The organism is Alkalibacterium iburiense, assembly GCF_039521845.1.
GTDB classification, from domain to species: Bacteria; Bacillota; Bacilli; order Lactobacillales; family Carnobacteriaceae_A; genus Alkalibacterium; species Alkalibacterium iburiense.
Window position 1 is genome coordinate 1 of record NZ_BAAACW010000163.1, and the last position, 12520, is coordinate 12520.

A 12520-nucleotide genomic window follows, 5' to 3' on the forward strand; every position below is an offset into this window, starting at 1 on the left:
ATTAAACGAGCTTGTTTGTCTATATTTGGCACTTCCAAAATTTTATTTACGTAAAAAGGGTAAATTCAAATCTAAATTAAGCTTGAAGCTAGAAAGATTTCTGATATAATATATAAGGTTTAGGACACGAAAGCTAGGAGGTTAATTATGATATATTTTGATAATGCAGCTACAACTAAAGTAAACGAATCTGTACTTTCTTCATATATCGAAGTTAGTCAAAAACTTTTTGGTAACCCGTCTAGCTTGCATGAACTAGGAGAAATGACTACAGGATTGCTGAACCAATCAAGGAAACAAATTGCATCACTGTTAAATGTCGAACCAGCAGAAGTATTTTTTACAAGCGGAGGAACGGAAGGAGATAATTGGGCAATAAAAGGAACAGCTTTTGAAAAAAGAGCGTTCGGAAAACATATCATCACTTCCTCAATCGAGCATCCTGCTGTTTTAAAAACAATGGAGCAACTAGAGTTATTAGGATGGGAAGTCACATATTTACCAATTAATGAAGAGGGGAAAGTAAACCCTGCGGAGTTAAAAGATGCTTTACGAGAAGACACGGTCCTTGTGTCTATCATGGCTATTAATAATGAAACAGGTAGCATCCAACCTTTAAAAGAAATCGGAAAGATACTAGAAGATTACCCTGCTATCCACTTTCATGTGGATGCTGTTCAGTCAGTAGGCTTACTCGATTTAGAACTGGGTCAGTCTAGAATTGACTTGGCTGTTTTTTCTGGGCACAAATTCAATGCACCTAAAGGGACAGGATTTATTTATATTAAAAAAGGCCGTCAATTAATGCCTTTGATTAACGGCGGGGGCCAGGAAAGCGGACGTAGAAGTGGTACAGAGAATGTGCCAGGTGTAGCAGCCATGGCGAAGGCCTTTAGGTTAGCCACTGAAAACAGTCAAGATAAACAGGTGAAACTCACTCAATTAAAAGAAGCCCTGACGTGTTATCTAGAAGAAAAAGAAAAAGTCACTCTTTTTAGTCCAGAATCAGCGTCTCCCCATGTATTATGTTTTGGGATACAAAATATAAGAGGAGAAATTGTCGTGCATGCATTAGAAAAAGAAGGTATCTATGTTTCTACAACGAGTGCTTGTTCAAGCAAGAGAAAAGACAAAGGTCAGTCTATAACTGGAATGGGCTATACAAAAAAAGAAGCAGAAACAGCTGTACGCATAAGTTTAAGTATGCAAAACACTAGGGAAGAAATAGAACAGTTTAAAACGGTCTTTGACAAGATCTATGAGCAACTCAAGGAAATAAATTAAATTAGAAAGGATGGTTTCGTTGCAAGTAACTGAAATAATGCTGCGTTACGGCGAATTATCCACAAAAGGAAAAAATAAAAAGTATTTCATAAAAAAGTTGTTAAATAATGTAAAAAACAAATTGAAGCCTTTTAAACAGCTAGAAGTAAAATCAAATCGTGATCGTATGTATATTACATTAAACGGAGAAGAGGCCGATTTGGTTATGGAAGAATTAAAAGATGTTTTCGGCATTCAATCTTTTTCTCCTGTCGTTAAAGTAGAGAAATCACTGGAAGAAGCAAAGAAAGCAGTCGTTAGTCTGATCGGTCGTCATTATGAAAAAGGGATGTCCTTTAAGATTAATACCCGTCGATCAGACCATGAATTTGAATATGATACGAATGATTTGAATAGATTACTAGGAAAAACTGTAGCTGAAGCCTATGAAGACAGCGTCGTCCAAATGAAGAACCCTGATATTACAGCCCGTGTAGAAATCAGACACAATGGGATTTATATATCAGTGGATACTATTTTAGGACTAGGAGGTCTACCTGTAGGAACTGCTGGCAAAGGCATGCTGATGTTATCCGGTGGGATAGACTCTCCGGTAGCAGGGTACTTGGCTCTTAAACGCGGGATGACAATAGAGGCTGTGCATTTTCATAGTCCTCCTTACACCAGTCCCCAGGCTTTACAGAAGGCAAAAGATCTTACTTCTAAACTGGCTCGTTATGCAGGACCTATTCAATTTATAGAAGTGCCTTTTACAGAAATTCAAGAAGCGATAAAGAAAGAGATACCTGATAGTTATTCTATGACTGTCACACGTCGAATGATGCTCAGACTAACAGATGAGATACGCAAAAGACGAGACAGCTTAGCTATTGCAAACGGAGAATCACTCGGACAAGTAGCCTCCCAGACATTGGAAAGTATGCTCGCAATTAATGAGGTAACCTCCACTCCGATATTACGTCCATTAATTTCTATGGATAAAAATGAGATAATAGATATTGCCAAACAAATTGATACATTTGAATTGGCTGTTCAGCCTTTTGAAGATTGCTGTACAGTTTTTGCGCCAGTGAAGCCTAAGACTAAGCCGAAACTGGATAAAGTGAAAGAGTTGGAGAAAGCTTTAGATATTGAGCAGTTGGTTCAAAATGCATTAGATGGGTTGAAAATTGACCATATCACTACTCATGACAACACAAGTGACCAGCAAGATAATTTGTTTGAGTCCTTATTATAATGTTTTAGTTGCAAACCTCCTTTCTAAACAGGTACACTAGAAGTATAATATGAGAAAGAAGGGAATAAAATGGACGTAACATTAAAAGGCGAAAAATTTCAAACAAATGGTGAGGCCCCTCAAGTAGGAGATATGGCACCTTCATTTACACTGAAAGACTTAAATGACAAGCCGGTAGAGCTCTCTGACTATAAGGGCGAAGTAGTTATTCTCAGTACTTTCCCAGACATTGAAACAAGCACTTGTGCGAGACAGACGGATACATTTAATGATAAAGCGAAAGATCTGAAAAACACTCGGGTTCTTTCTATCTCAGCTAATACAACGGATCAACAGAAAGAATGGGCATCAGATAAAGAGATTGCGACAGAATTACTTCATGACGATGACCGTTCTTTTGCTAAGACCTATGGCTTATACATTGAGGATATTGATAAAGTCGCTCGAGCTGTTTTCGTATTAAACAGAGAAGGCCAGGTTGTTTATAGAGAAGTGGTTAAAGAAATGGCTGAAGATCCAAATTATGAAGAAGCTTTGTCAGCGGCTAGACACGAAGAAGCAGAATTAAATTAAATAGAAGCGTTGAGCAAGAGGAGTATTAAAATAGACTATTTCAGAGAATGGGTGTGTGGTGGAAATCCCTAATAGTTATTTTAAGAATGTAGCTTGTGAGCTTTTGCAGTGAAGTGGAGTAACTGCATGTGGAATGACGGAACACTATATCCGTTATTAAGAGATTAGGGTTCATGACCCTAATAATTAAGGTGGTACCGCGAAGCACTCGTCCTTTATATAATAGGATGAGTGCTTTTTTGTATAGAAAATGTAAAACTTAAGAAGGAGTGACCAGCAATGGAAGATAATTTAACTATGTCCAAAAAGTATGAACCAAGTAAAGTAGAAGAAGGTCGTTATGAGAAATGGCTTGAAAAAGATTTGTTTAGACCAAATGAAAAGGGAACCGAGCCTTATTCAATTGTTATTCCGCCTCCCAATGTTACCGGGAAACTGCATTTAGGTCATGCTTGGGACACCACGCTTCAAGATATTATTATCCGTCAAAAGAGGATGCAAGGATACGATACGCTATGGCTACCGGGTATGGACCATGCCGGCATAGCGACACAGGCTAAAGTAGAAGAAAAATTGGCTCAGCAAAATATATCAAGGCATGATTTAGGTCGGGAAAAATTCTTAGACAAAGTTTGGGAATGGAAAGAAGATTATGCTGAAGAAATCAGAAAACAGTGGGCAAAAGTGGGCATTTCTGTTGATTATTCAAGAGAAAGATTTACTTTAGATGAAGGTTTAAATAAAGCTGTGAATAAAGTATTTGTTGATTTATACAATAAAGGATTAATTTACCGCGGTGAATATATTATTAATTGGGATCCTAAAGCTCAAACGGCACTGTCTGATATCGAAGTGGAACATAAAGAGGTTAACGGGGCTTTTTACCACATTCAATATCCTTTAGCTGACGGAGAAGGTGGGGTAGAAATTGCTACGACTCGTCCTGAAACAATGCTAGGTGACACGGCTGTTGCAGTACATCCTGAAGATGAGCGCTACCAGCATTTGATTGGTAAAAAAGTACTCTTGCCCATATTAAATAGAGAATTGGAAGTCATAGCAGATGACTATGTCGATAGGGAGTTCGGGACAGGTGTGGTTAAAATTACCCCTGCTCATGACCCGAATGACTTTGATATAGGCCAACGCCACAACTTAGAACAAGTCAACGTCATGCATGATGATGCTTCAATGAATAGTCTAGCGGGACCTTATGAAGGTATGGACCGTTTTGAAGCGCGAAAAGCATTGGTTAAAGATTTAAAAGAACAAGGGTATTTAATTAAAATTGAAGAGATGCAGCACAGTGTCGGTCACTCGGAACGCACCGGTGTCGTAGTGGAACCTAGACTCTCTACTCAATGGTTTGTTAAAATGACTCCACTAGCTGAGAATGCTTTGAAAAACCAGAAAACAGAAAACAAAGTTCACTTTGCACCTGAACGCTTCGAGAAGACATTTACAACTTGGATGGAAAACGTTCATGATTGGGTTATTTCTAGACAATTGTGGTGGGGTCACCGTATACCTGCTTGGTATCATAATGAAACAGGTGAGGTTTACGTTGGAGAGCATGCTCCAGAAGACAAAGAAAATTGGACTCAAGACACAGACGTACTGGATACGTGGTTCAGTTCAGCTCTTTGGCCCTTCTCTACCATGGGATGGCCTGACGAAAATAGCGAAGATTACAAAAAATACTTCCCTACAAGTACATTAGTTACAGGATATGATATCATCTTTTTCTGGGTCAGCCGTATGATATTCCAAAGTTTAGAGTTCACTGGAGAATCTCCTTTTAAAAATGTATTGATACACGGATTAATACGCGATGAGCAAGGCAGAAAAATGAGCAAGTCGCTGGGGAACGGGATTGATCCCATGGAAGTTATTGATCAGTATGGGGCAGATGCCCTGCGCTGGTTCTTGTCTAATGGATCCGCACCTGGGCAAGATGTTCGTTTCAGTTATGAAAAAATGGATGCTGCCTGGAACTTTATCAATAAAATCTGGAATGCCAGTCGCTATGTCATTATGAATTTAGGAGAGTTTAAGTTAGAAGACAGTGATTTATCAGGTGAAAAGTCAATAGCTGATAAATGGATACTAGCAAGGCTCAATGAAGTGGTTGGTCAAGTAACGGAGCTATTTGAAAAATTTGAATTTGGTGAAGCAGGACGTCAATTGTATAAGTTCATTTGGGATGATTATTGTGACTGGTACATTGAAATGAGTAAAGAGATTTTAATGCAAGGAACAGAGCAACAAAAAAATACAACCAAATCTGTCTTGGTTCATGTATTAGATCAAACATTACGTCTGTTGCATCCAATTATGCCTTTTGTAACTGAAGAGATATGGGAGCATATTCCGCATGAAGGAGAGTCTATCGTCTTAGCCTCATACCCTCAGGTAAGAGAAGAGTTCGAAGATTCAAAAGCAATCAACAATATGGAAATGTTAATCGCCCTCATTAAATCTGTTCGTAGTATTCGATTGGAAGCTAATCGCCCGCTTTCAAAAGAAGTAGATATTTTGATTAAAGCTAAAGGCCAAGAGGAAAAAGATTTCTTAGTTCAGAACCGTTCATTCCTAGAAAGATTCTGTAACCCTGCTGATTTGCAAATTGACACGGAATTAACCATACCTGATGAAGTGAAGTCAGCAGTTGTTTCTGGGGCAGAAATCTACTTGCCATTGGCCGGGCTGGTTGATATTGGTGAAGAAATTCAGCGTCTTGAAAAGGAAAAAGAGAAATGGGAAAAAGAAATAGATAGAGTAGAGAAGAAATTAGCAAATGAAAAATTTGTTCAGAATGCACCGGATAACATTGTTGAGGAAGAACGCCAAAAAGGTGTCGATTATAGAGAAAGATTTAATGCTGTCACCAAACAGATAGAGAAATTAAAATCAATAAACGAGGGATGATAATGAAAAAAGCTGTCATTTTTGATATGGATGGATTGATGTTTGATACAGAATCTCTCTATTTTAAAGGGAATCAAATTACAGCAGAATCGGTAGGCATTCCTTTTGATTATGCTTTCTACGAAAATTATATTGGTTCGAGTGACGATGATCTCTATGAAGGAATGTACCAAACCTTTGAAAAAGAAAAAGTGGATGCTTTTATTGAGCGTGCTGAATCTGATGTAGAAGATGTCTTATTCTCATCTGACCCTGTTTTAAAAGAAGGGCTAGTTCCGCTACTGGATTATTTAAAAGAACACCACATAAAAACAATAGTGGCTTCCAGCTCTAAAAGACAGGTTGTTCAGACACTTTTAAAGAACGCCGAGCTGACCCATTACTTTGATGCCATAGTAGGTGGGGATGAAGTAAAGGTTTCGAAACCTCACCCAGAGATATTTCAAAAAGCAGCTGCGCTTACAGGTTATGAACATTCTGAGATAGTGGTACTCGAAGATTCTTTGAATGGTATCCGAGCGGCTCATGCTGCTGGAATAGATGTCATAATGGTGCCGGATTTAATCCAGCCAACTGATGAAGCCAGAAAGCTTGCATTAGATATCTGCAATGATTTGCATGAAATTCTTAGAAAGATAAAAAACGGTTTTTGATTTTAAAAGATAGTATATATAGAAGGGGAGGAAAACACCTCCTCTTCTTTTTTTATACATAGGAGGAAAGATATGATCAATCAAAAATTTATTGAGGTACCACAAGAAGCGAGACCAAGAGAAAGAATGGAAGATTTCGGCCCAGCTGCCTTGGCTAATCACGAACTACTAGCCATACTTCTGAGAACAGGTACAAAAGAGCAGAATGTGTTGCAGTTAAGTATGCAAGTTCTATCTAACTTCGATGATTTGTATACCTTTAAACATGCCTCTTTAGAAGAATTAATGAGCATTACGGGTATAGGGAAGGCTAAAGCAATAGAAATGTTAGCCATGATTGAATTGGGTAAAAGAATGGCTAAAACAACCCAACTGAAAGAAGGGACGGTGACGTCATCTCAATTTGTGGGAAAATTGTTAATGGAAGAACTCAATGGCTTACAACAAGAGATTGTTTTAGGATTGTTTCTGAATACAAAAAATGAAATTATTAAAAAGGAAGTCATATTCAAGGGTTCCTTAAATACGAGTGTTGCTCATCCAAGAGAGATTTTTAAAGCTGCTATTAAGTATGCTTCAGCACGTATTATTATTGCACATAATCATCCCTCGGGAAATCCAGAGCCGTCCGAAGCTGATTTTCAATTCACGCAACGCATGAAAGAAGCAGGAAATATTATTGGAATTGACCTCCTGGATCACTTTATCATAGGGGATGATTCCTATATCAGCTTAAAAGAGTATGGGGCCTTATAAAAAATGTTAGCGCTCTTAAATCCAGAGTTACCAACTAAAAAGGAAATTTAAATAAAAAGGGCTTTAACTTGCATTCTTAAAAACCTCATGTTACTATTAAATTAGCAATTTGTTAGGGAAAGAAAAAAGTAATGTGTAACAACATTCCAATTCGTACCTTTAGCAACTTGTGAAATATAATTGTGCTTCAAGGCACGAGGAGGAAATAGAAACATGGAAAATGGTACAGTAAAATGGTTTAACGCAGAAAAAGGATTTGGATTTATCGAGCGCGAAGGTGCAGACGATGTATTCGTACACTTCTCAGCTATTAACGAAGAAGGATTCAAATCATTAGAAGAAGGTCAAGCAGTTACTTTCGATATCGAAGAAGGCGCACGCGGACCTCAAGCAGCTAACGTAGAAAAAGCTTAATAACTTAAAATAAGACTATTTTTAACCGAGTGAGCTAACTAGCTTACTCGGTTTTTTAATGATTTTTCTTCCCATGTTTCTTTTTGTAAGGATTAAGTTTCAAATATTAAAATTAAAATAAAGTCTATTGCAACTAGTGCATAATGGCCTAGAAAAAGGTACAATTAAAGAATGAAAATGATTAGTTAAATTTGAAATGTTTTTGAAGGTTGAAAGGAGATTTTTTAGTGGTATTTTTTGGAAAAAAAGGGATTGGTATTGACTTAGGAACTGCCAATACGAACGTTTATATTGAGGGAAAAGGCATTGTTTTAGGGGAACCATCTGTAGTCGCTATTGATAAAACGACTGACGAAGTTGTGGCAGTCGGTGAAGATGCTCAAAAAATGATTGGTCGTACCCCTGGAAGTATTGTAGCCATTCGTCCGATGAAAGATGGGGTTATTGCTGATTTTGATATTACGGCTTCAATGATGGAATATTTTATTAAAAAAGCTGTTGGAAGAAGTGCTTCTAAACCTCTCGTGGTGGTTTGTGTGCCAGGTGGAGGAACGGAAGTTGAAAAAAGAGCCATTATAGATGCGACTAAAATGGCTGGAGCAAAAGAAGCGTATTTAATTGAAGAGCCTTTTGCAGCAGCGATTGGAGCAGGTCTACCTGTTAATGAACCTACAGGAAGTATGGTTGTGGATATTGGAGGCGGAACGACAGATGTTGCCACCATTTCCTTAGGAGGTATCGTAAGCAGCCGTACCATTAAAATGGCTGGAGATCAAATGGATGTTTCAATTATTCACTTTATTCGTAACCGATATAATTTGTTAATTGGTGAAAGAACAGCTGAGGCTGTGAAGATGGAATTGGGCAGTGCGTCCCTTGAAGCCGCAAAAGAAATGGATTCGATGGATATTAGAGGCCGTGATTTATTAACGGGTCTTCCAAAAACCATAACTATAAAAGCTGAAGATGTTGCTGAAGCTATCAAAGAAGTTGTTGATAGTATAATAGTTGCTGTTAAAGGCACTTTAGAAGACACATCTCCAGAAATTTCAGCAGACGTTATTGATAGAGGAATTGTTCTCACTGGTGGGGGCGCTCTATTGAATAATTTGAGCGATGTTATCGCCAAAGAGACAGATGTACCGGTATTTGTAGCAAGTAATCCGTTAGAATGTGTAGCAATCGGAACGGGAGAAGCTTTAAATCACATGGATGTATACAAAAAACAATCGAGATAAGCATAAACAAGCGAGGAGGCACACTTCTCGCTTATTTATTGGTTAGGACAAAGTATGCCTCTTGTCTACTGACGAATACACCTGTCCTTCTGTACACATTTGTTCACTAAACTGCCTCTACGATATCGAGAAAATGTATGGTAAAATAAGCAGAGTTAAAATATATGAGGTGTAACAATTGAACCAGTTTTTTACAAATAAAAAAATGATTATACTACTTATCAGTGTGATACTCTTTGTTTCTCTTCTTTCTCTGTCATTGAGAAGTGGAGGGAATAATCCCTTCTTACAGCAAGTGACAAATGATATCACTGCTGTGTTAGGTCGAACATTTTCCAGACCAGCTAATGCGGTAACGGAACTATTTGATTCCATCACAAACTTGCAGAATACGTATGAAGAAAATCAGCGATTAAAAACTGAAATTGATCAAATTTATGAAAGACAAGCTGAACTGAATGTATTAAGAGATGAAAATGAACGTTTAGAGGAAGAATTGAATTTGCAGAGTTCACTATTGGACTACCGTACTATATCTGGAACAGTTATTTCTAGAAATCCTGACACCTGGGTCGATCAAATTATTGTGGATAGAGGGAGTCAAGATGGAGTGGAAATAGGCATGCCGGTTATGTCTGGGAATGGACTTGTCGGACGTATTTCTGAGGTTAATCCCACCAGTTCAAAAGTAGTGCTTTTAACGAATGTTGATCAAAGTTCTAATCAAGTCTCTTCTGAAATCGTGATGGATGAAGTGGTTTACGGACTCATTAGTGGATATGACAGTGAGACGAATCGTCTGATTATGTCGCAAATTACGTCTACAACAGATATCAATGAAGAAGAGCTGATCACGACATCAGGATTAGGTGGCGCTATACCAAGAGGGTTAGTCATTGGTGAAGTAGACGAAGTCAGAATGGACTCATTTGGCTTAGCCCAAGAAGTGTATGTCACTCCAGCCACTGATTTTAACAATATACGATACGTTACTATCATTCATCGTTTAGCTGACAGTGGGGATGAGTAATGCAGAACTTCAAAAGAATACTCATCCCTATTGTGCTGCTTTTCATAACTTTACTTCTTGATGGTATAGTCACGTCCTTATTCACGGCAGAATTACAAACGTCTATCGGTATTATGGTTCCAAGATTGTTTGTACTGACCGTTATCATCCTAGCGTTTCATTTAGAGCCAAGACATATTTACATTTTAACCATCGTTTTCGGTTTTATTTATGACAGTTATTATTCGGGTATTCTTGGAATTTATATGACTGTTCTCATGCTTATAACTTATTTCGTTATAACATTACGTCCTTATTTGGAAACGCATCTGTGGGTTCTTATCCTCATTAGCATCATTTTACTAACTATAAATGAATTCTTCATTTTTGCTGTTTACCGCGTTCTTGATTTGACTTCTTTAACAGCACAAGCTTTTATGGCTGAAAGATTAGGAGCTACATTAGCACTGAATACTATATTTATAGTAGTTTTGGGTTATCCTCTGAAACAGGTAGCGGAAATCATAAAAATGGAGAAAGATGAGCGACCCAATAAAAATAGAATTATGTAACTAACGACTATTATGTAGAGGTGAAACTAATGAATAATTCAGTGTCTCTGAAAGGGACTAAAGAAGGATACCAATTAATTATTCAATCGTCAGCTTCTTTTGAATCGATTCTAGAAGAATTAAAAGAACTCACCATGCAATTAAAAAAAGACTCAGCTGCCGGTCATGAAATTACATTCTTTGTTAAAACGGGTAAGCGAGAATTGACGAATGAAGAAAAAGCGCAACTAACTGAAATCATTGAAGATGACCATTTCAAAGTTCATTCCTTTGAAGCAGAAGTTATTTCAGTAGAAAAGGCTTTAAAATGGCATATAGAATCGGCCCCGACCCTAGAGGCTAAGACGGTGAGAAGTGGTCAAATTGTCGAAGCTGAAGGGGATTTGCTTTTAATTGGGGGCGTACACCCAGGAGGCACGGTGAGAGCAACTGGGAGTATATTTATCATTGGTGAACTGAGAGGTATTGCTCATGCGGGATATGGTGGAAAAGAAAGTGCCATAGTTGTAGGCAATTTCCGTTATAATGCTCAAGTGAGAATTGGCGACAATGTTCATGTAATTGAACAAGATGAAGATTCTGAAGAGTTAAAGAATGATGTTGAATTTGTTTATGTAAATGACTTACATATTATTGAAGTATCTCCCCTTCAAAAATTAAAAACAGTTCGACCAGAAATAGGGAAATATGCAGGAGGGTTAATGTAATGGGGAAAGCAATCGTTATAACATCTGGAAAAGGAGGAGTAGGTAAAACTACTTCTACAGCAAACATTGGAACAGCACTTGCCCTTCAAGGACATAAAGTGTGTTTAGTAGATATGGACATAGGCTTAAGAAACCTGGATGTTATATTAGGATTAGAAAACAGAATTATTTATGATATTATTGATGTCGTTGAAGGAAGAGCTAAATTACATCAAGCCATTATTAAAGATAAACGATTTAATGATCAATTGTTCCTGCTTCCAGCGGCCCAGCATGCAGATAAAAATGCAATCAATGAGGAACAGGTGGTAGAGCTTATTTCATCTTTAAAAAATAATTATGAATATGTCTTAATTGACTGTCCAGCCGGAATAGAGCAAGGCTTTAAAAACTCGATTGCAGCGGCAGATGATGCCATACTTATTACCACACCTGAAATTTCTGCTATAAGAGATGCAGATAGAATTATTGGTTTAATTGAACAAACACCTATCCAAGCACCTAAACTAGTGATTAATCGCATACGTAAAAGTATGATGCAAGATGGTGATGTGATGGATATTGATGAAATTACACGTCACTTGTCTGTAGAATTGCTTGGTATTGTTTTTGAGGACGATGAAGTTGTTCGTTCGTCCAATAAAGGCAATCCGGTTGTATTAGATCCAGATCACGTTTCATCTCAAGGGTATAGAAATATTGCTCGAAGAATATTAGGAAATACCGTTCCTTTAATGACACTTAAAGAAGAAAAAGTTAGTTTTTGGCAAAAACTATTTGGCAAAAAATAAAAGTTGTGCTATTATATAAAAAATCACTTAAGGCTATGATGAGAAAAAGTAGAAGACTATCTATTTCAGAGAGGTTACGGTTGGTGAGAGTAACTATTAGATACCTTTGAACACACATCTCTAAGCTAGAGGCTGAAACTCGAGTAAGCTAATCGGTTGTACCCGTTATCGTGCCAGCGTTTAGAAGTTTTGAACGTGTTGAGGTAATGCTTATTTGGGTTACGAATAAAGGTGGGACCACGACGTCGATCGTCCTTTAATTTTCTTTTAAGGAAATTAAAGGGCGTTTTTTTATGGTCTTTGAAAACCCTCGGCTATGCCGGGGGTTCCGGAAAGCTTCCAGCGTGGGGTCAAAAAA

At 37.7% G+C, this 12520-nt stretch carries 12 protein-coding genes and 2 other annotated features; all 12 genes read left to right on the forward strand.

The features are described from left to right. The first annotated feature begins 147 nt into the window (after nucleotides 1-147). A complete protein-coding gene (locus ABDZ53_RS11905; protein ID WP_343756813.1) occupies nucleotides 148-1284 on the forward strand; it encodes a cysteine desulfurase family protein in 1137 nt (378 codons plus the stop codon). Between the two features lie 19 nt (nucleotides 1285-1303). After that, on the forward strand, nucleotides 1304-2521 hold the full coding sequence (thiI, locus tag ABDZ53_RS11910) for a tRNA uracil 4-sulfurtransferase ThiI (protein WP_343756814.1): 1218 nt from the start codon (nucleotides 1304-1306) through the stop codon (nucleotides 2519-2521). A gap of 69 nt (nucleotides 2522-2590) precedes the next feature. Beyond that, nucleotides 2591-3094 (forward strand): thiol peroxidase, encoded by a 504-nt coding sequence (gene tpx / locus ABDZ53_RS11915; protein ID WP_343756816.1) that lies wholly within the window; start codon nucleotides 2591-2593, stop codon nucleotides 3092-3094. Next, nucleotides 3095-3313, forward strand: a binding site (T-box leader). It abuts the gene before it with no gap. Nucleotides 3314-3373: 60 nt separating this feature from the next. Continuing rightward, entirely contained in the window at nucleotides 3374-6022 is a 2649-nt protein-coding gene (locus ABDZ53_RS11920) for a valine--tRNA ligase (RefSeq protein ID WP_343756820.1), read from the forward strand. A 2-nt stretch (nucleotides 6023-6024) separates the two neighbouring features. Then, nucleotides 6025-6675 (forward strand): HAD family hydrolase, encoded by a 651-nt coding sequence (locus ABDZ53_RS11925; protein ID WP_343756825.1) that lies wholly within the window; start codon nucleotides 6025-6027, stop codon nucleotides 6673-6675. A 72-nt stretch (nucleotides 6676-6747) separates the two neighbouring features. Further along, nucleotides 6748-7431 carry a RadC family protein gene (gene radC, locus ABDZ53_RS11930; protein ID WP_343756827.1) on the forward strand — a complete coding sequence of 228 codons (684 nt, stop codon included), beginning with the start codon at nucleotides 6748-6750 and terminating at the stop codon, nucleotides 7429-7431. Between the two features lie 213 nt (nucleotides 7432-7644). Then, the gene (locus tag ABDZ53_RS11935) at nucleotides 7645-7845 is read left to right on the forward strand and encodes a cold-shock protein (RefSeq protein WP_034302391.1); all 201 of its coding nucleotides are present in this window, start codon (nucleotides 7645-7647) and stop codon (nucleotides 7843-7845) included. Between the two features lie 227 nt (nucleotides 7846-8072). Further along, nucleotides 8073-9083, forward strand: a complete 1011-nt coding sequence (locus ABDZ53_RS11940; protein ID WP_343756830.1) for a rod shape-determining protein — start codon at nucleotides 8073-8075, stop codon at nucleotides 9081-9083. Nucleotides 9084-9261: 178 nt separating this feature from the next. Further along, nucleotides 9262-10113: a rod shape-determining protein MreC gene (gene mreC, locus ABDZ53_RS11945; RefSeq protein WP_343756831.1), complete on the forward strand. Its 852-nt coding sequence runs from the start codon at nucleotides 9262-9264 to the stop codon at nucleotides 10111-10113. Then, the gene (gene mreD / locus ABDZ53_RS11950; RefSeq protein WP_343756832.1) at nucleotides 10113-10664 is read left to right on the forward strand and encodes a rod shape-determining protein MreD; all 552 of its coding nucleotides are present in this window, start codon (nucleotides 10113-10115) and stop codon (nucleotides 10662-10664) included. The genes mreC and mreD overlap by 1 nt, the downstream gene beginning before the upstream one ends. A 29-nt stretch (nucleotides 10665-10693) precedes the next feature. After that, the gene (locus ABDZ53_RS11955; protein ID WP_343756833.1) at nucleotides 10694-11371 is read left to right on the forward strand and encodes a septum site-determining protein MinC; all 678 of its coding nucleotides are present in this window, start codon (nucleotides 10694-10696) and stop codon (nucleotides 11369-11371) included. Beyond that, nucleotides 11371-12162: a septum site-determining protein MinD gene (minD, locus tag ABDZ53_RS11960; RefSeq protein WP_343756834.1), complete on the forward strand. Its 792-nt coding sequence runs from the start codon at nucleotides 11371-11373 to the stop codon at nucleotides 12160-12162. The genes ABDZ53_RS11955 and minD overlap by 1 nt, the downstream gene beginning before the upstream one ends. Nucleotides 12163-12188: 26 nt before the next feature. Then, nucleotides 12189-12422, forward strand: a binding site (T-box leader). Nucleotides 12423-12520 lie beyond the last annotated feature (98 nt).

Coding starts and splice junctions, on each gene's coding strand:
- ABDZ53_RS11905 (WP_343756813.1), top strand. CDS start 148: ATGATATATTTTGATAATGCAGCTACAACTAAAGTAAACGAATCTGTA.
- tpx (WP_343756816.1), top strand. CDS start 2,591: ATGGACGTAACATTAAAAGGCGAAAAATTTCAAACAAATGGTGAGGCC.
- ABDZ53_RS11920 (WP_343756820.1), top strand. CDS start 3,374: ATGGAAGATAATTTAACTATGTCCAAAAAGTATGAACCAAGTAAAGTA.
- ABDZ53_RS11925 (WP_343756825.1), top strand. CDS start 6,025: ATGAAAAAAGCTGTCATTTTTGATATGGATGGATTGATGTTTGATACA.
- radC (WP_343756827.1), top strand. CDS start 6,748: ATGATCAATCAAAAATTTATTGAGGTACCACAAGAAGCGAGACCAAGA.
- ABDZ53_RS11935 (WP_034302391.1), top strand. CDS start 7,645: ATGGAAAATGGTACAGTAAAATGGTTTAACGCAGAAAAAGGATTTGGA.
- mreD (WP_343756832.1), top strand. CDS start 10,113: ATGCAGAACTTCAAAAGAATACTCATCCCTATTGTGCTGCTTTTCATA.
- ABDZ53_RS11955 (WP_343756833.1), top strand. CDS start 10,694: ATGAATAATTCAGTGTCTCTGAAAGGGACTAAAGAAGGATACCAATTA.
- minD (WP_343756834.1), top strand. CDS start 11,371: ATGGGGAAAGCAATCGTTATAACATCTGGAAAAGGAGGAGTAGGTAAA.